Annotated in this window: 13 protein-coding genes and 1 tRNA gene; all 14 read left to right on the top strand. The window is 57.7% G+C overall.

The window, feature by feature from the left end:
- The first annotated feature begins 2,231 nt into the window (after window positions 1-2,231).
- The 14 genes from LHW45_09390 to LHW45_09325 all read left to right on the top strand — a co-directional run bounded on the left by LHW45_09390 (window position 2,232) and on the right by LHW45_09325 (window position 20,154).
- Window positions 2,232-4,244, top strand: a complete 2,013-nt coding sequence (locus LHW45_09390; protein MCB5285785.1) for a urocanate hydratase — start codon at window positions 2,232-2,234, stop codon at window positions 4,242-4,244.
- 19 nt (window positions 4,245-4,263) lie between these two features.
- Window positions 4,264-5,631, top strand: a complete 1,368-nt coding sequence (locus LHW45_09385; protein ID MCB5285784.1) for a UTP--glucose-1-phosphate uridylyltransferase — start codon at window positions 4,264-4,266, stop codon at window positions 5,629-5,631.
- A gap of 11 nt (window positions 5,632-5,642) precedes the next feature.
- On the top strand, window positions 5,643-6,908 hold the full coding sequence (locus LHW45_09380) for an MlaD family protein (protein MCB5285783.1): 1,266 nt from the start codon (window positions 5,643-5,645) through the stop codon (window positions 6,906-6,908).
- A 12-nt stretch (window positions 6,909-6,920) separates the two neighbouring features.
- On the top strand, window positions 6,921-9,077 hold the full coding sequence (locus tag LHW45_09375) for an ABC-type transport auxiliary lipoprotein family protein (protein MCB5285782.1): 2,157 nt from the start codon (window positions 6,921-6,923) through the stop codon (window positions 9,075-9,077).
- A gap of 113 nt (window positions 9,078-9,190) precedes the next feature.
- Window positions 9,191-10,159 (top strand): ABC transporter permease, encoded by a 969-nt coding sequence (locus LHW45_09370; protein MCB5285781.1) that lies wholly within the window; start codon window positions 9,191-9,193, stop codon window positions 10,157-10,159.
- Entirely contained in the window at window positions 10,156-10,896 is a 741-nt protein-coding gene (locus LHW45_09365; GenBank protein MCB5285780.1) for an ATP-binding cassette domain-containing protein, read from the top strand. Before LHW45_09370 ends, LHW45_09365 begins: the two co-directional genes overlap by 4 nt.
- Complete coding sequence (locus LHW45_09360; protein ID MCB5285779.1) at window positions 10,889-11,383, top strand: dihydrofolate reductase; 495 nt, start codon at window positions 10,889-10,891, stop codon at window positions 11,381-11,383. Before LHW45_09365 ends, LHW45_09360 begins: the two co-directional genes overlap by 8 nt.
- A 484-nt stretch (window positions 11,384-11,867) precedes the next feature.
- Window positions 11,868-13,145: an ABC transporter substrate-binding protein gene (locus tag LHW45_09355; GenBank protein ID MCB5285778.1), complete on the top strand. Its 1,278-nt coding sequence runs from the start codon at window positions 11,868-11,870 to the stop codon at window positions 13,143-13,145.
- 111 nt (window positions 13,146-13,256) lie between these two features.
- A tRNA-Leu gene (locus tag LHW45_09350) sits at window positions 13,257-13,344 on the top strand.
- Window positions 13,345-13,523: 179 nt separating this feature from the next.
- Entirely contained in the window at window positions 13,524-14,549 is a 1,026-nt protein-coding gene (locus LHW45_09345) for a PorV/PorQ family protein (GenBank protein ID MCB5285777.1), read from the top strand.
- A gap of 61 nt (window positions 14,550-14,610) precedes the next feature.
- Window positions 14,611-17,811, top strand: a complete 3,201-nt coding sequence (locus LHW45_09340; GenBank protein MCB5285776.1) for a hypothetical protein — start codon at window positions 14,611-14,613, stop codon at window positions 17,809-17,811.
- Window positions 17,812-17,824: 13 nt separating this feature from the next.
- Window positions 17,825-18,835: a hypothetical protein gene (locus tag LHW45_09335; GenBank protein MCB5285775.1), complete on the top strand. Its 1,011-nt coding sequence runs from the start codon at window positions 17,825-17,827 to the stop codon at window positions 18,833-18,835.
- Window positions 18,836-19,495, top strand: coding sequence for a hypothetical protein (locus LHW45_09330; GenBank protein ID MCB5285774.1), 660 nt, complete (start codon window positions 18,836-18,838; stop codon window positions 19,493-19,495).
- Window positions 19,495-20,154: a hypothetical protein gene (locus tag LHW45_09325; GenBank protein MCB5285773.1), complete on the top strand. Its 660-nt coding sequence runs from the start codon at window positions 19,495-19,497 to the stop codon at window positions 20,152-20,154. Before LHW45_09330 ends, LHW45_09325 begins: the two co-directional genes overlap by 1 nt.
- The last annotated feature ends 193 nt before the right edge of the window (window positions 20,155-20,347 follow it).

Raw genomic sequence — 20,347 nt, 5'->3', positions numbered from 1 at the left:
AAAAGCGCAAAATGTGTGGATAACTGAGCTTTTTCAGGGTTCATGTTGAGAATATTTGAAAAAATTGTGGATAACTACAAAGTAGATCCTGGAAAGCTGGACTCTTTGGTATTACGCAAAGGTCTTTCTAGTATCCTATCCGTCATTCCAGCGAAGGCTGGAATCCAAGTCTATTGTCGGGTTCGTAGCGCAGCATGCCAATGCTGCGTTTGGGCTTTTCGCAGGATCGGAATCATGCGCCACATGGTCTGAACTTGGTTGGATCCCAGGCTTCGCTGCAATGACCGTGCGTTCCGCAGCATTGGCATGCTGCGCCACGGATCGCTTCCCGAGGGTGGAGAGAGGATCGGATGAACAAATGAACGGATAGCCTCGCAGTTGCGACAGACCATGGCGAGGACGCGTAAGCCCCTCGTTGCGCGACAGAAAGAGGATCAATGAAAATTGCCACCTGCCCACCCCGAAACACGGTGCGTTTCTGGGGTGGAACGGTGGCCTTGAAAACCTGGTTTGATATGCACGGTGTACGAGGGGTTCCGTCGCGGCTGAAGCCGCGCCACCACGCCCTCGCTATCATTCTGTCGCCCACAAGGGGCTCGATTCACCGGTTATTCCGCATTCAAGGGGCTTAGGCGCTCTCGCTATGATCTGTCGCCTCTGCGAGGCTCTGCATGGCCGTCCTCGCTCCCGTCCGCCCTCCCCACGTACTGCTGACCTCCCGCCGATCTCCGGATTCGGGCATGGCTTGGACGTTACTGGAACATGGGTGGGGGATTGAGGGACGGGAAGGGGGTGAGCCCGGAGGGCGTAACAACTTAGCCCAGGGTGAAGGGTAGCGGAACCCTGGGTTGTGGAGGCATAGGATGCATGCAAGCCCGGAGGGCGGCACAAATAATTGCAAAATAACAGATTAGGTTAGTGTGTTGCCCCTGCGGGGCTTATCTCCCTCATTCGTCCCGTTGACCCGGGTTGCCACCCCGGGCTAAAATGTGTCGCCCCTGCGGGGCTCAGGTTGCTGACAAAGGCCGTTTTTTCAGAACGATCAGGGGCGGGAAGGGATCAAGGATCATAGGGGGGAATTTCACACTCTTCACAACCCTTCACAAATGGTTGTGAATAGTTCTAATCCTTTACTGATCAGCATTACAGGCTAACCCTTCACAAAAATACGTAACTCCCCTCCCTCCGCAGCAATGATGCAGGAATCCCTGATGCAGATGTATAACCATATATCATATATATAGAAATGGATAATATATGTATTATAGTTTAATATATAATATAAAGATTAGCATAATGCACAAGGACTCTATCCCGGAGAGAGGGGAGTAACTAATTTTTGTTAATAGTGGGCTCCAAACCCTTTTCTATAAAGGGTTAGAACTATTCACAGCCATTTGTGAAGGGTTGTGAAAGAATGGTTCATGGAACAGAAATATGACGAACTGATGGCGGTATATATGTCAATCAAACTCTCGAAGCCGTCAGGAGAGGACAGTCAGCGAATTCCGTGGGAACCGGAACACCGGATTTATCCGGTCGGTCCACCGGATTCATCCGGTTTTAGCCGATGGACTGACAGGCCTGGTACGCGGCAGAAGATTTCCGGATAAATCCGGCGGTCCGACCAGTTGAAACTGGTGTTCCGTATTAAAAAGCGGGGAGGGTTGCCCCTGCCCCGCTCGGTCGGTCATTTTTTCCACGATTCCATGATCAAAGGTGATAGAACATACATTTTCCCCACCGGTCCATGAACCCGATCTGAGGCTTCCACTCTTATCGCCTCCCGGTCGATCAATCCCGCGATGCATTCATTGAACTCCCTCTTTCTCATGTGGGAAGAGTTGAGCAGGCTGGAGTGGCCGGCCTTTCCGCCGTATTTGCTTACCAGCAGGTCCACCAGTTTGCGTTCCCCGGCGAGGCGGTCCTGTTCGCTGATGATCTCCAGGAAGGGGATGGTGGTGTTGAAGTAGAAGTCGCAGAGGTAGAGGCTCTGGGCGGCTGTTTCCCGTGATACGCGGAAGTCATCGAACCAGGCGGAGACGGCTTTGGGGCCGCTAATCCTGAGAGGCTGGGAGACATTTAACTTGACAAAAACAAGCTTGCGGACATTCTTAGCAAATGAAAAATTTCGGTGCTTCGGCGCCAGCCGGTTCAGTCCTCGTCAGGATGATGGGCATGAACCTGGGGTTGGGCGCGGATGCCGCCAAAAAGAAGCGATGAGGTTTGCGATGCCATCTGGCAATGTTTTTGAAGTTAAGCTGGACGCGGTACTGCCGCCCGACCCCGTTTTTGAGCCGCAATTCAGGCGCGCGCCGCACCGCGGCATGACCCTGAGCGCCCATGAAATGAAGCAGGCGCTGATGAACGCGCTGCGTTATATTCCCACCGAACTGCACAGCCGGCTGGCCCCGGAGTTTTTGCGGGAGCTGAAAGAACACGGCCGGATCTACGGCTACAGATACCGTCCCGCCGGCAGGATCTGGGGCCGCCCCATCGACGCATATAAAGGCACGGTGGCGGGGCGAGCGATGCAGGTGATGATCGACAACAACCTGGACTTCGACATCGCGCTCTATCCCTATGAACTGGTTACCTACGGCGAAACCGGCCAGGTTTTCCAGAACTGGATGCAGTACCGCCTGATCATGAAGTATCTGGAAGCGATCACCGACGAACAGACTTTGGTGGTGCAGTCCGGCCATCCTTTGGGGCTGTTTCCATCCCGCAAGGAGGCCCCGCGGGTGATCTCCACCAACGGCCTGGTGATAGGCAAGTGGGACAATCCGGAGGATTTCCAGCGGCTCACCGCGCTGGGTGTGGCCAATTACGGCCAGATGACAGCAGGCGGTTGGATGTATATCGGCCCCCAGGGCATCGTGCACGGGACCTTCATCACGCTGTTGAACGCCGGCCGCAAGTATCTGGGCATCCCCGCCGACCGCGATCTGGCCGGGGTGCTCTACATTTCCTCCGGCCTGGGCGGCATGAGCGGCGCTCAGTCCAAAGCCGTGGAGATCGCCGGCGGTATCGGAGTGATCGCGGAAGTGGACCCCAGCCGCATCGAGACCAGACACCGGCAGGGTTGGGTGGGCCGTGTATCGAGCTCTCCGGAAGAAATCTTCGCCTGGGTGGATGAGTTCCGCTCCAGCCGCAAACCTGTCTCCATCGCCTATCACGGCAACATCGTGGATCTGCTGGAATATGTGGACGAGCACAATATCAAGGCTGAACTGCTCTCCGACCAAACTTCCTGCCACGCTGTTTATGAAGGCGGCTACACCCCGGCGGGATACAGCTTTGAACAAGGCCGGCAGCTGCTTGCCGACGACCCCGCGAAATTCCGAGCGGCCGTGGACGCGTCCCTGCTCCGGCATTTCCACGTGATCCAGCGGCTCTGCGCCAAAGGGGCCAGATTCTGGGATTACGGCAACAGCTTCCTGGCCTCGGTCTTCGATGCCGGGGCGAAAGAGATCGCCCGCAACGGCGTGAACACCAGCGAAGGCTTCATCTTCCCCTCCTATGTGGAGGACATCATGGGGCCGCTCTGCTTCGATTTTGGCTACGGACCCTTCCGCTGGGTCTGCCTCAGCGGCAGGGAAAGCGATCTGGAGCTCACCGACCGGGCCGCGCACGAACTGATCGACCCCAGCCGCAACGCCATGGACCGCGACAACCACCACTGGATCGCCGAAGCCGGCGCCAACCAACTGGTGGTGGGCACCAAAGCCCGCATCCTCTACGCGGACGAGGAAGGGCGGGTGCGCATCGCGCTGAAATTCAACCAAATGGTGCGCGCAGGCAAGATCGGCCCCGTGATGCTGGGCCGTGATCACCACGACACCTCCGGCACGGACTCGCCTTTCCGCGAAACCGCCAACATCCGCGACGGCAGCAATGTGATGGCGGACATGGCCACCCACTGCTTCGCCGGAAACATCGCCCGCGGCATGAGTCTGGTGGTGCTTTCCAATGGCGGCGGAGTGGGCATCGGCCGCTCCATCAACGGCGGCAACGGCATCGTTCTGGATGGTAGCGAACACATGGACCAGGTGGTGCGCTCAGCGCTCTCCTGGGATGTGATGGGAGGCGTGGGCAGGCGCGGCTGGGCTCGCAATCCGAACGCCATCGAAACCGTTCAGGCCTGGAACGCAAAACATGGCGGCGAAGGGCACATCACCGTTCCCACCCCTGTGGATGAGGCCATGCTCGAGGCTGTGTTGAAGCAGGACCCGGGCAAATAAAACGAGAAAGGACCTTCGGATGTTGAACCTCTTTGTGAAGCAAATGAAAGCCGCGGGGCTGGCGGAAAGCCTGATCCGCACTTTCAGCGCCTACTACAAACAGCTGGAAGCCGGCGCTCTGGGCGTGATCCCGCGCGGCACGATCGATCCCCCCGCGCCTTCCAGCGTGATCGACCACTCCGCCCTGATCCAGTACCGCAAGCAGAGCATCCTGAAAAGCATCGCCGTAATCAAGCTGAACGGCGGCCTCGGCACCAGCATGGGCCTCAGCGCCGCGAAAAGCCTGCTACCGGTGAAAGGCAACATGAACTTCCTGGACATAATCACCCGCCAGGTGCTGGCCCTGCGCTCCGGAACCGGCTATGAAGTGCTGCTGATGTTCATGAACAGCTACAGCACCGAGGCCGACACCCTGCAGTATTTGGAAAAATACCCGGACCTCGCCCGGCAGAAGCTGCCGGTGTCCTTTCTGCAAAACAGATTCCCCCGCATCCGGCAGGACAACCTGAAACCCTACGAGAACGATGATCCTGACTTGATGTGGAACCCGCCCGGACACGGTGACATCTACGCCGCACTGAGCTCTTCCGGCCTGCTGGACAGAATGATCGACGCCGGATACCGCTACGCCTTCGTGTCCAATTCCGACAACCTCGGCGCGACCGTCGACACCTGCATCCCGGCCTATATGGAAGCCAACGACATCCATTTCCTGATGGAGGTTTGCGCCCGGACCGAAGCGGACAAAAAGGGTGGGCACCTCTGCCAGGACAAACAGGGCCGGCTGATGCTGCGGGAAGTGGCGCAATGCCCTCCCGAAGAGCTGGACGAGTTCCAAAACGTGGAACTTTACCAATATTTCAACACCAACAACCTCTGGATCGACCTCAAGGCCCTGCAGTGGAATCTGATCGCCGGCGACGGGATCATGCCCCTGCCGTTGATCGTGAACCCAAAAACCGTGGACGGCACTCCGGTCTATCAGCTGGAAACCGCCATGGGAGCGGCGATCGGCGTGTTCAACGGCGCTCAGGCAGTGATGGTGCCGCGTTCCAGATTCGCCCCGGTGAAGAAAAACAACGATCTGCTGGCCATCTGGAGCGACCTCTATGAGCTCAACGACCAGTATCAGGTGGTCACGCGCCGCGGGGTGGAATCCATTCCCCCGATCGAGCTGGACGAACGCCACTACGGCAGGATCGACCAACTGCTGGAACGCTTCCGCGATGGCATTCCCTCGCTGGTGGGCTGCTCTGGGCTTAAGATCAGCGGCGACATCAGTTTTGGCGAAGATGTGATCTGCGAAGGCAAGGTGAGTTTGACCGCGGAGAATCCGGTGCACGTGAAAAGCAAGCTGCTCACGGGAGACATCACTTTCAATCCCTGACGGGAGGTATCATGGCTGCCAAATCCGCCCGGATCAGGCTCGGCATCTTTGTGCTGACCGGCATCGCCCTGATCGGCCTGTTCTTCGCGCTGGTGATCGGCAAACAGCTCACCCTCAAGCGCGAGACCTATTTCCTGCGCTTCACCAACCAGTCGGTGTTCGGCCTCCAGGCCGGCGCTTCAGTCTATTACAGAGGCATCCCCATCGGCATCGTGGACAAGGTGGCGATAGATCCGAAGGACGTTCAAAGCGTGATCCTGACCCTGGGCATCGACCCCGGCACGCCGCTGAAAGAGGACAGCGAGGCGGTTCTGGTGTATGTGGGCATCACCGGCACCAAAGCGGTGGAGATCCGCGGCGGGACCAATGGGGCGAAAAACCTGAAACCCGGCAGCTTCATCAAAACCGGCGCCACAGAGCTCGACGAGATCTCAGGCAAAGCAGTGTCCATAGTGGATAAGGTGGACCGCATAGCCTCGAACCTGGACCAGCTTACAGCTGAGGAAAACCAGGCCAACCTCGCCTCCATCCTCTCCGAAACCAGCAGCCTGATCAGCGAAACCCGCGCCAAGCTTTCCACCACCCTGAATAGCCTGAACCGGATCACCCAATCCGCCCAGGGTTTTACTGAGGGCGCGGGCGGAAGCTTCGACCGCATCGCGGACAACCTGACCGCGAACCTGGATTCCATATCCACCGTGGCCTCCCGTAATATCCAGAGGATAGGCGACCGCAGCTCATCCAGCCTGGACAGCCTGACCCTTTCCACCCGCACCAGCCTGGAAGCCCTCACCAACGACCTGGGCAAACAACTGGCCTCCATCAGCGCCAACCTGGATAAAAGCATCGCTGAGATCAATCGCTCAACCAATCTGCTGCTCACCGATACCAGGCTGCAACTGGGAAAGATCGGCGCCAACTCCGATTCCCTGATCCTTATGACCACCCGGGACATCGCCACAGTGAGCCTGAAGATCAACACCGCCATGGACCGCGTGAACCAGATCCTGGCCTCGGCGGAAATGGACACTCTGGTGAACAACCTGAACACTCTCACGGCCAAACTCAACGAAGCCAACATCTCCGACCTGGCCGAGGAACTCACTGTAACCGTGAACAAGGCCGGAAACCTGATCACCAATATCGACCGGACCCTGATCCGCAACCGGGTGAACCTGAACGAGACCTTGGAAAACCTGCGCGAAGCCAGCGAAAACCTCAACGATTTCGCCCGGCAAATATCTGACCAACCCGCCCTGATCCTGCGGGGAAACTAAAGGGAGGAGCGCGTGATCAAGAATTGTTTGTGGCTGGGCATCCTGGCCGCCGTGCTGACAGTGACTGGATGCGCCTGGAATTCTGAACGGCTGCGTCCGAACTACTACGTGCTGGAATACAGGGAGGGAAATGAAAACCCAGCTCTGCGCATGTCTCAGCCCTTCCCCCAATCCCTGGAGGTGCTGGACGCGGAAGTGGGCCGGGCCTACACTAAAAGCCAGCTGGTGGTTAAGGAAAACTTCTCCCGGGTACATTATCTGCCGGACCATCTTTGGGCCAGCCGGCTGAACGACGCCATTCCAGACCTGATCGTGCAACGGCTGCGAGCCTACCGCATCTTCAGCCAGGTCGACCGCACCACGGGTGAGTTTGATCCCGACTACTTTTTAGAGACCAAGGTTCTGAACCTGGAAAAGATCGAGGCAAAAGATGCCCGCGCCTATCTGCGGATGGAATTTTTCCTTAGGGATTCCAACACTCAAAAGATCCTCCTCAGCTATAAAGCGGAACGCTACAAGCCCTTGCCCGACGCCAGCATGGTCTATCTGATCCAGAGCTACAACGAACTGCTGATGCAGGAAACGGACGTGTTCGCGGCCAAATGCCGCAATTTCCTGAGCGGCGGACAGGACCAGGTGGCACTGGCAACCCTGCAGACAACAAGCCAGGACATTTTCACCCTGGAGGACCTGCCCCCAGCCAACCTTGCCAACTCGCACGGAGAATTGCTGCTCACGCTCGGCACGGACACCGACGACCTCATCCGATACAATGTGCATGGCCTGGATAACGAAGTTTCCCGCAATGACGGCGAATTCAACAAGGAACTGCCCCTCCCGCCCGGGCGCTACAGCATCACCATCGGTGAAAGCCAGAACATCCCGCTGGAAGTGGAGGTACTGCCCAAGATGCGCACCGTGGTGAGCGGGCAGTGGGCCGAACTGAGCGTGAAGATCATCGACGGGAACAACAACCGGGTGCGCCTGCCCTACGACGTCTGGGTGAAAGAAGTGGGCAAATTCGAATACTATCCCCTGGGACCCGGCACCAGCATCGGCGATGATGACCTGGGTCAGCCGGACAAGGTTTGGATCCTCCCTCCCGGCACTTACATGGTCAAACTGGGCGGAGGCACCTGGACCGAACTGGAGGACTTCACCACCATCGATCTGGCCAAAGGCGACAGCCGGATCCTAACCTTGGTGGTTGACCCTTCCGGAGAGGGAAACATTCTGTTGGGGGCAGGCGTCCTGGGTGAGGAACCCGTGGTGCGTGACCGCCCCGTGGTGCACAAAGGCGCCATGCACGGCAATTTGAGCCTGGCCGGGAACAACGAGGCGGACCCCGCCCATCCCTTCGTGGGACTCACCGTCACCGGGCAGCTGGAAAACGCGGTGGACGCCACTTTCCCCTTCACCCTCTACACCTTGCGCAGCAATTATGATCTGGGCCTCAGCAGCGCTGATTTTTCCGATCTGCGCGTGAGTTCCGACGCCTATTCCCTAAAAAACGTCCTGCTGCTCACTCCCTGGGAAAGCAGCCGTGCCCTGCGCAATTTCTCCTTCTACGCCCGCGGCGACGTGCAAACCCATTTCTTCCGGGAGTTCGCGCATTTTTCGCAACTGAAGGACTTGATCCTCGTATCCGCTGAGGATGACTCCGTTACCTTGCAGGATCAGGTGAGGCTGCAGACGAAAAGACCCTTCTTCCCCATGCGCCTGAAGGAAGGAACGGGGATCACTTACCGCCTCGTTTTCGGCCCCCGCGCTTCGCTGAGCCTGCGCTTCGGCTACGGCTGGCAGCAGGAGATCAACGACGGATACTACGTCTTCAGCGCCACCGGACCCAGCCAGGATCCCTCCGACACCAACATCTACGACATCTACCGCGAACAGCCGAACCAGGCTTTTCACGGCCTGGAAAGCACTTTGGTGCTCTCCGCGGTCAACATCCTCGATTTCATCCGCGTGAACTCCTCCATCGACCTCCTCTTTCCCCTCAGCACCGAGGACCGCAGCGTCCGCTTCGAAAGCGAGAACCGGATCAATTTCCGCATCTACCGCAACATCTCGCTGGACCTGAGGTTGAACGTGCAGTATGACAGGTCCCGAAAGGACTGGGTGGTTTACGATTACGGCAGCTATCTGAGGCTTTCGCTGTTCTACTGATCATGGCCGGAATTCGCTTCGACGCTGGCACTCTCCATTTGGAGGGGGATTTCACCCTGAAGGCTCTGGACGGCGTAGACACAGAGGTTGCCAAAATCCTTCGCCAGGAAAGGGTGGAAAGGATAGACCCCCTTGGGATCGAGCGCATCGACAGCGCGGGAACCGCCATGTGGGAAGAGATCCTGCGGCTGGTTGCGCAAGAGGGGGAGGCAAACGTTTTACCCGCTCGCCCGGAAGTTCAGGCTGTGATCCACCGATTCCGCAGCCCTGGCGTCCCGCCTTTAGAAAAACCACGCGAACAGGGTTGGCTGGAGCAGATCGGGGCCTCAGTTCAGCAGGAGTGGCAAAGCGCGAAAAACGCTCTCCAGCTGGCAGCGGACGTTTTCGCTTGGTCGGTGGTGGACATCTTCCGCCACCGCGAACAGCGCAAGGGTTCGCTGGCCCAACAGTGCGCTTTTCTGGGCATGGACGCGCTGCCGATCGTGGCGCTGCTATCCTTTGTGATCGGTTTCATCATCGCTTTGCAGACCGGGGTGCAGATGAAGAACTTCAGCGCCGCCATTTTTGTGGCCGATGTGATGTCCTTCGCCCTGGTGCGGGAGTTTTCGCCACTCTTCACTGCCATCATCCTGGCCGGCCGAAGCGGCTCCGCCATCACGGCCGAGATTGCCACCATGAAGGTTTCCGAAGAGATAGACGCCCTGCGCATGATGGCCCTGGACCCCATCCGCTACGTGGTGGTGCCCAAATTTCACGCCCTCACCCTGATGATGCCCATCCTGGTCACCTTCTCCATTCTGGCCGCCGAAATTGGCGCCATCCTGATCGCGGTAGGGCATCTGGGCATTGCCCCCCAGGTCTATCTGCAGCGCACGCTGATGGTGCTGGAGCCCTCCGAACTGTTCATAACCTACACCAAAAGCGTGGTCTTTGCCTGGCTGATCGTGGTCATTGCAGCGCATCACGGTTTCCAGGTGCGGGGCGGGGCCGAAGGAGTGGGCCGGGCCACCACGAGGTCTGTGGTGGCGTCGATCCTGGCGATCATCGTGGCCGACGCCGTATTTAGCCTGGTGTATCTATGAACCCCCTCATCAGCGTCCGCGGGCTGCGGGCAGCCTATGGTGACAGCGTGATCCTGAAAGATATAGACCTGGACATCAAGCCCAACGAGGTGGCGGTGATCCTCGGCAGCAGCGGAAGCGGCAAAACCACTCTGTTGAAGAACATCCTGCGCCTGGAACAGCCCACGGCCGGCAGCGTGAAATACCGCGGCGAAGAACTCACAGACATGGATGAGGCGCGCTACCGCGAGATCCTGATCCGCTTCGGGGTTCTCTTCCAGAGCGGCGCGCTGCTCAATTCGCTGAGCGTGTTCGACAACCTCGCCATCCCTCTGGAACAGCACAGCCGCCTCAGCCTTCGCGTTATCGAACGCGTGATCCGGGCGAAACTTAACCTGGTGCGCCTGGACGGGGCCATGTATCAGCTTCCCTCCGAACTTTCCGGAGGAATGAGAAAACGGGCCGCGCTGGCCAGGGCCATCGCCCTCGACCCCGAAATCCTCTTCTGCGATGAACCCACTTCCGGTCTGGACCCGCTTAACGCCAGGGCTTTGGACGAGTTGCTGCTGGACCTGAAAACCCAGCTGAACATGACCATCGTGGTCGTGACCCACGAACTGGCCTCCATCCAGCGTTTGGCCGACCGCATCTTCTTCCTTGAAGACGGCGCTCTCATCTTCAGCGGAACCCTCACCGAGGCCCTGAGCGCAGGAATACCGCCGATAGACAGATTCTTCGAGGCGGGACGTTTTGACTGAGCCACGCTTCTCCGTGATCGCGGCGCTCGACAGCAACAACCTTATTGGCCGCGACAACCGCATGCCCTGGAACATTCCCGAAGACCTGAAGTATTTCCGCGCCAAAACCCTTGGCCACACTGTGCTGATGGGCAAAAATACCTGGCTGTCGCTGGGCCGCACCCTCGACGAACGGGTGAACATCATCCTCAGCCGCGATAAAAAGCTCACAGTACCCGGAGCCATCGTCTGCCACGGCGTTCCAGACTGTTTGCGGCACTGCCCTGACGATGAGTGTTTTGTGATCGGCGGCGCTCAGATCTTCAGACTCTTCCTGCCCCTGGCCTCCAAACTCCACCTCACCCGCATCGACGCGGAATTCGAGGGGGACACCCATTTTCCCGTGATCGATCCCGAGGCTTGGGAACTCATCTCCTTTGAGGCAGTAACCTCAGTCACAGGATTCGATCTGGCTTTCACAGAATACCGGCGCTGCCGGAAACCTTGAATGCTCAAGCCTGTAAAGTTAGGATGACTAAGGCCCTCCAGACTTTTTAGGTCTTGCTTCGAAGCGGGTGGCTTCACCCAAGGACATCAGATGATGACGGGTGGATGAGATTCCTGGATGGAAGCGCTGCTATCTGGCCGTTAAGGCCCTGTCCTGGGTTCCAAACGCGCCTCCCGCCTGATACCCGCGTTTGATGCGAGGAACTGGCGTGGGGCGTGGGAGAGGGATGGTGGCGAGCGCTCATGGCCTCACTGGCAGAACATTTCAACGGGCAAACATTTCCATCGGCCCCCATGCTAACCCACCCGGTTTGAACGAGAGCTTTTTTAGCAACAGCTGCTCGGTTTAGCTGCTTTCCCTCAGCAGACAGCGACAGGGCCCGGGCCAGGCCGTGGAGAAAAAATGGTTGACTTCAAAGCGCGGGTCAATAATGCTGCTTTTTCTCGATGCGTTGATGGCATCAATCTAAGAAAAGGATGAGACAATGCGGCGTGTATCAAGCCTAATCCTGCTTCTGGCCTTGCTTTTGGCCGGCTGTGGCCAGGCGGCTAAATCCGACAAGGTCCAGATCCGCTTCTGGCATGGTTTGAGCGGACCCCTGGGGGACGTGCTCAACGAAATGATCGTGGAATTCAACAAAACCCACGACGACATTGAGGTGATCGCCAATCCCATCAGCAGCTACAACGCCCTGCAGCAGAAGCTTTCCGCCTCTTTGCAGGTGGGCAAGCAACCCGATCTGGCCCAGGTGTTCGAATCATGGGCGGCCAAATACCAGCAGGATGAAGTCTTGGTGAGCATCGACAGCCTTCTGGCCAACGATCCGGATTTCACAGAGGAAGAGCTGGAGGATTTCTATCCCGTCTTCATGCAATCCATCACCTATCAGGGTAAAAAATGGTCCTTCCCTTTCAACAAAAGCGTGCGGGCATATTTCTATAACAAGGACGCCTTCTACCGCGCCGGACTGGAACCAGACCGATTCCCGGCCACTTGGGCAGAGTTTGAGGAATACTGCCGTAAACTGACCGCGCCCAAAACCAAGGACCGGGCCGAAACCTACGGGGCGAACTTCACCGTGAACGAATGGCAGTTCGTGAACCTGATCCATCAGGCCGGCGGCACCATCATGGACGAGAACTACAGACCGGTGCTGAACAGCCCGGCCGGCTTGGAAGCGCTGAATTACACGCTCAACCTGGTCAACAAGGAAAAGATCGCCAAGGCCTCCAAGGAAATGGACGGCCAGAACGCCTTCCTGGCCGGGACGGTGGCAATGTTCGAAGGCTCCAGCGTCTCGATCACCTACATGCGCCAGCAGCCCATCAATTTCAACGTTGGCTACGCTCCGCTGCCCGTCCACAAAACCAATAAGAGCGCCATCAGCGGAGCCAACATCGTGATCTTCAAAAGCGGCGACCCCAAAAAGGAAAAAGCCGCCTGGGAATTCATAAAGTGGTTTACCGATACCGAACAAACCGCCAAATGGAGCGCGCGCACCTGCTACATGCCCCTGCGCAAGAGCGCCATGCAGTCTAAAACCATTGTGGATTTCCTGAACACCTTTCCCCAATTCCGCGGCATCTACGCCCAGCTCGACAACGCCGTGTTCGAGCCCCAGCACCCCGCCTGGTTCGTGGGCCGCGACGAACTGAAGAAGGCGCTGGAAAAAGCCAAGGAAGGCATGCTCTCGCCCCAGGCCGCTCTGGATGAGGCCGCGGCCAAGCTGCAAGAGGCCATCGACCGCGAGGCCGGATCCTGAGCGCAGAGCTGTTCCAGCGCGCAACTGTTGACATTGTGCTACAATTATCAGATCCAGCCTTGATATTCCGCTTGACAAGCTTGCGGACTTTGGGAAAAGGGTATGCATCGTGCCGAAGTGGTGAAACAGGTAGACGCAGTGGACTCAAAATCCACCGGACTTATGGTCCGTGCCGGTTCGATTCCGGCCTTCGGCACCACAAAGATTTGGGAGAAAACCGATCAGTTAGATTTGCTAGCAGGCTGCATTTTTTTGTAGAACAGCGGCGAGACAACTTTTTTATGGGGTATTTACCTTCCCTGAAACAAACAAATCAGAAGAAAACCGCGCCGGGATATTTTACACCCGCGCCATTCACTATATCTCAATGGAGGTATGATGTCCAAGTATAGAATGCTTACCCTGGCAGCGCTGATGATCGCATTGAGCCTGCCCTTCTCCCTGGGGGCGATCTCCCAGGCTTCGATGCTGTCGCTCACCTTTGAGCCGGGCGGACGGGCCAACGGCATGGGCCGCGCCTATTCCGCCGTTGCCGACGACGCTTACGCCGCCTGGTGGAATCCGGGCGCCACGGCGTTCAACCGCAAAACCCAGCTGGCCGGATCGCACATTCCCTGGTTGGCAGGTTCCGGCTTCAACGACATGTATTACGAATACCTGGGCTATAACCAGTATTTCCAGGGCATCGGGAACATCAACGCCCACCTGACCCTTCTGGACATGGGCACCCAAACCCAGACCGACGAAAACAACAACGTGATCGGCGAATTCCACAGCTTTGAATTTGCCGGAAACGTAGGCTATAGCTACGATGTGATCCCACAACAGTTGGGCGTTGGTACGAATTTCAAGTTCGTTTACAGCTATCTGGGGCCCGGCCAACCCACCGAGCCGGACGGCAAGGCTTTCGGCTTCGCCTTCGACCTTGGCGCCAAATATCAGGATTTCCTCACCGATGGCACCAACCTTTCCTTCGTGATCCAAAACATCGGCCCGAACGTGACCTACATCGACCAGGAACAATCCGACCCCTTGCCCATGACCGTAAGGCTGGGCGCGGCTTACGAGATCCTCAACGCCCCCATGAACAAGCTGTTGGTCTCCGCGGAAGCCAGCAAGGTCCTGGCCAACGAAGACCCCCTGCTCACCAGGTTTGTCACCGGCTGGCAACACATGGAGGAATCCATCTTCGGGATCGGCGCGGAATACACCTACCTTGATCTGATCTCACTCCGCGGTGGCTATTTCCTCGATTCAGCCGGAAGCGTGATGGGCCCCAGCTTCGGGGCCGGGATCCAATACACCTTCAGCAAGAAATATAAGCTGAACGCGGATTTCAGCATGGTCCCCGGCGGTGAATTGGTCGATTTCAACAAGGTCTTCTCCCTGGGCTTCGAGTTTTAGAAAGTGATTCCAGCCAGTCTCCCCATGTTTTTCAGCATGGGGAGTACGGCTTTGGATACGGATGAAAACACGGTTTCTGCTCCTATTGCTGGCCTTGGCCAGCCTGCTCGGTGCTGAAAAGCTCACGCTCCAGAAACATTTCTCGAACCGCCCTCCGCGCCGGCATCCCTTCACCCAGCTGCTGACCAGGCAGGCGGCCGCCGCGCCGCATACCCGGGATGCCAACTTCTACAGGCTGCTGGTGATCCTGGTGGATTTTGCTGAGGAAAGCACAGATGACCCCAACACCACCGGCAACGGCAAATTCCTTCTGGAGCCTGATCCCAACTATCTTTACAACATCGGCAGCCCCCCGCACGACCAGGCCTATTTCCTGCAAAATCTGGAGGCCATGCGCCATTACTATCTGGCCGCCTCCGCCGGGTCCTACAACCTCCAATATGAAGTCTGGCCTCAATCCGGGACTTACACCCTGCCCCAGACCATGGGCTGGTACAACCCTCCAGGCGCGGACAACGAACTCTTCGTTTCCCGCATGGAAGAGTATTTTAAAACCGCCTTCGAACTTGCGGACAGCCTTTCGCCAGAGCTGGATTTCTCCACTTTCGGCCACTTCATGATCATCCACGCCGGCTCCGACTGGCAGCACGACGTTTTTGGCGACACCCCTTCCGACATCCCCTCATTTTTCATCCGGGTGGGCGACGGCAAGGAAGCCGTGGTGGATGAAGGCTCCGTGCTGATCGGCAAGGCCTGCAACGTGCCCGCCACCATCTCACAGGATTTTGCCAGCGAAACCTCCGGAGAAAACGTTTTCCGCAGCGGCTACGGCGCCCTGAATGCCGTGCTCTGCCATGAATTTGGACACTCCCTGGGTTTCGTGGATCTCTACAATGTATACACCTGGCAACCCATGGTGGGGGTTTTCGACATCATGGACAGTGGCGGCTCCGGCATCCTCATGGACGTTTTGGACGACGGCTCCTATGTTTTGCTGGAAGGCGCCTTGCCCGGGCTTCCCGGCGCCTGGTCACGCGAGCTTGTCTTCGGCGATGACCTCCGCTCCCGCGGCCTGCTTAAAGACGCCGACAAAGTTGGCCTGTTCAGCGAAATGGCCCTTGCCGCCAGCAGCCACCGGCAACCGGGAAACAAACTGATACCCCAGATCCTGCGTCTGCCCCTGTCCCCCACCGAATACCTGCTGGTGGAAAACCGCAGCGTGGACCCGGACGGTGACGGAGCCACAGCGCTCAAGGCCAGCGATGACGGCCGGGTGATCCTCTACCCCACTGCGATCGACGATCCCCAAAACGTCCCCACCTATGAATACGACTACCTTTTGCCCTCCTTCCAAAGGGAGGACGGCTCCTCCGTGGGCGGCGGGATCCTGGCCTGGCGGGTGAATGAAGATGTGATCTACGCTCAGGGCGCCACCGGCAGCGACGGAACTTTTTACTCCAACTACGAGAACAACACCATCAACACCCGCTACAACCGGCGCGGGGTGGAGATCATCGAAGCGGACAACCTGCCCGACATCGGTTATGAGTGGTCCTGGTACTGGACCGGCACCCAGTATGAATACTTTCACGCCAAGAAGCCGGTGCTGGACGAATCCGGTTACTTTGCCGGCTGGAGCCTGCAAGCTTGGAAACCCGATCTGAACGGCAACACAAAACCGCCCCTTGAAGACAGCGCCGGGATGGGTTCGCTCTATTGGCTGGGCGGCATGGGCAATCCGGGCGCGATCATGAACCTCACGGTGAACAGCGGTTGGTTCGATGTCAGTTCGGTGAACGCCTACGGCATCCCCGACCTTTTGCCCGGGCCCTTCATCAATTCCAGCTACAGCATTCTGGACCTGCCTCTGATCGGTCCGCAATCCATCACCCTGCTCAGCCATCACGACGGCCAGTGGACAGACCTCATGGGGCCTTTCGCCTGGGACGGCGAGCCGCTGGACCAGCCAGTGATCAGAGCTGATCAGGATGGAAACGGCTACCAGGAACTCATTCTCAGCCACGCCAATTCTCTGGAGATTGTGGAATTTTCCCTGGACGACCTGCAAAGCAAATCCGTCAATTATCCCGATCCCATCAGCACCGCGCCCCTCGCGCTCAGGGATACCGTGTTCGTGAGCACCTCCAGCTGCCTGAGTTCCGTGGTGGACAACGTGGTGAAAGACATGGTCCAGTTGCCCGGGATCAAGCGCCTGGGCAGTTACGGCACCGACCTGGTGGCGCTCAGCCAGGATTTGCTGCACATCATCGACACCAGCGACCTCTACATCAAGCTTGAGGTGGAATTGCCCGAACCTTTCGGCGAATACGAGCCAGTTGGCTACACTGCTGATTCCGACGGCGTGCGGATGCTTTTCCTGATGGCCAACAGCGGCAGCGTTTACAAATTCCAGAACAACCATCTGGAACGGATCTGGCTGAACACCCTGGCCGCCAAGCCCACCCAGCTTGGCGTAACCTGGTACACAAATGAAGCCATGTCCAGGTTCGACCTGGCCGTCGATCCCACCGTTTTCTGGGGTTGCGGAAACCGCATCTACGCCATGAAGAACGACGGCACCCTGCTTTCCGGCTTTCCCTACAACGCCTTCCCGCTCAACTTCAGTCCCCGGAATCATGTTTACGCTCTCAACGCGTTCCGGAACACCCTGCTCTGCCTTCCGGTGCCCGAGCACGGCCACGTGGCCTACTCTTCAGGAGGCTACATCACATGGGATGATGATCGTGTTTGGACGGAGGGCATCGTTTGGCCCAGATCACTGCTCACGAACGGCCCCGTGAACGGTTCCCGGCTGGCCACCGCGCATTATTCCACGCAAGGTGTCAACCTCTTTTGGTATTACGCCGATCCGGACGGCCGGCTCTCCATCCACAAAAAGGAACTTTCAACTGATTTCCAGGGAGTGTTCTGGAATGGCTTCCGCAACGGCGGGGAAGGCAACTTCAAAGGTTTCCAGATGGAAGACGATGTGCCCACCGGCCAGGATTTCAACGCTTTTGTTTTCCCAAACCCTGTCCGTGACCCCCAGTTCAGGGTGCGAGTGGAAGATTTTGACCAGGAAGTGGAACTGCGGCTATACGACATCAACGGCTCGCTGCTGCAAAGCCACACCCTGCCCGCCAACGGCATCCTGCGCCGGGACGTGGCCTTGGACAGCGGCAGGCTTGCCTCCGGCGTTTACATCCTCTTTGTGCGCAAAGGCGCCGAGAACAAGCGGATAAAATTCGCCGTGGAGAAATGATCAAGAGGCTTACATGAAAACAACCATCCTCCTCATCCTGGGCTTCGCGCTGCTGAGCGGCGCGTTCGCCCAGAACATAGACGACCTGATCTGGCAGGAACCCCAGGAAGACGCCAGCGACATCATTACGGTGAATTTTGAGCCCAAGGACGCCCGCCGCGCCATGCTCTTTTCGGCGCTGCTGCCCGGCGCGGGCCAGTTTTACGCCAAACCCTCAGCCTTCACCACCTACCTCTTTCCAGTGCTGGAACTGGCGGCCATCGGCGGCATCGTCTGGTTCAACAAACAGGGCCAGGACCAGACCGAGGCTTTCCAGAACTTCGCCAACGGCGAGACGGTGACCCAGGTTTTTAACTACAGCGTCAGCGGTGAGGAGTATTCCTACACCTATACCGGCACCCGCTACCGCAGGGAATACCAGGAGGCTGTGGAAACAGTGATGATGAACATCAACCCAGGCACGCTGGACATCTACGACGGCACCTTTTTCCGCCTGGACGACACCGATACCCAGCATTTCTACGAAGACATCGGCAAATATGACAAATATGTGTTCGGCTGGGCGGATTGGTATCACAACTTCGCCACCGATCCCCTCACAGGCTCTTTCCACCTGGACCAGGTACCCAACAACGCCACCTGGGTCTTCAATCCGAACAACACCGACCCCCAACTCATCATCAACAACCGCTGGATTAAAAACTACCGGATGGATTACTATCTGAGCAATCCCGGCAGCCTGGATCCCGCCAACGCCGTGGCCCCCGGTTCCAACGCCGCCTCGCCCTGGCGCCAGGAATATCTGGACATGCGCCGGGCCGCCAACCAGCAATTCTACTATGCCAACTATTGCACCATCGGCCTGGCCCTGAACCACGTGGCCGCGGCCATCGAGGCTTTCACTCTCACCAACCGCGTGAACCGCACCGCCATCACCCAAAAACCACTTGAACTGAAGTATTACACCGGCCTGAGCGGCAACAACCACATCACCCCTTCGCTGGGTTTCACCTACAGGTTCTGAATGCGCGCGTTCCCCAAAACCCTTTTCCTGGTCCTGGCGCTGCTGATCGCTTTGCCCCTGGCCGCGCTGCCCAAGATAGCTTATCTGGGCATGTCCGCCGCCCTGCCCGGCAGCGGGGAGATCGCCCTGGGCAAAAGCACCCGCGGCGGGATCATGCTAACCACCGATCTGCTCGCCCTCACAGCCTGGCTGGCCACCGGACGCGAGATCGACAACCTCACCGGCTCTTATAGAAAATACGCAGAGGTTTATGCCGGCATCCCAGAAAACATGTCCGACAGCTATTATCAGGTTATCCAACAGTATATTAGCAGCGATGAGTTCAACCAGCTTCAAACCCTGGAAGCGCGAAACTTTTATTTGATATACAATTACGATCCCGCTGGTTATGAGGCTTATCTGGCCGAAAATACCTACTCCGCGGAGGATGCCTGGGCTTGGCAGAGTTCCGAACATCAGGACCAGTACCGCTCCCTGCGGTTCAGGACCCAGACCGTGAAGATGTACCGGAGCCTCAGCCTGGGGGTGATGCTGCTCAACCGCGTGATCAGCCTCATCGACGTGGCCCTGATCTCCAGAAACCCGGACCAACCCACAGCCCTCTATTTCACGCCGCTGGAGTCAGGCGGCCTGATGCTCAATTACAGATTGGAGTTTTAATGCCTGCCAAGATCAAATATCTGGTAACCCTCCTGCTGTTGCTGGCCTGCGGGGCCAGCCTGGCAGCGGAAGGCACGGGCCTGCAGCTCGTGCAGTCACTTGTTCTGCCTGGCCTCAGCCAGGTGCGCCACGGCCGGAATTACGGCTATGGCATGCTCACAGCTGAAGCGGCCCTCATCTCCAGCCTGCTCTATCTGAACGAGGAAGCGCAGCTGAAAACCCAAGAATATTACGAATACGCGCTGAAATATGCCCACATCACGCCCGGTGACCATGCGGACAGCTATCTCCGCGACCTCAGCAAATTCAACAGCAGCGGCTACGAAGCCGGAGGTTACAATGCCTGGGTGCGGCAGGAAGCGTTGCGTCTGTTTCCCCAAGACCCCGCCCAGCAGCAGATCTACATTGATGAGAACATCTACCTGGATGACCAGGCCTGGAACTGGGACAGCGTGGACAACCGCGGGCAGTATGTGCAGATCCGCACCGAAGCCCAGAACATGCGCGACTACAGGATGCTGGCGGTGGGCGTGATGATCGTGAACCACCTCATCAGCGGCATCGACGTGCTGCGCTACAACGCCAAAGACAACAAGGCCCAGGTCTGGCTGGACATCAAAGACCGCAGCCCCATGCTGATGCTCGGTCTGGAGTTCTGAGACCCATTCCCCACCAAAGTTTCACAGCATATCCCAAACCGGTAACACATTCCCCACTCCACACAGCCTGTCAAGTCCTGAAATAGTGGACACTCAATTTTGTTGTTTAGCCAAACAGCCCCTACGCCAATATCCCTCCGATCTTCATGCTGAAACCTGGAGGTAATTAACTCACTCTGGTGGATATGGTTAG

The organism is Candidatus Cloacimonadota bacterium (genome assembly GCA_020532085.1).
Classification (GTDB): Bacteria; Cloacimonadota; Cloacimonadia; order Cloacimonadales; family Cloacimonadaceae; genus Syntrophosphaera.
The sequence above is the reverse complement of the archived record's forward strand: the minus strand, read 5'-3'. Positions and strand labels throughout refer to the sequence as shown.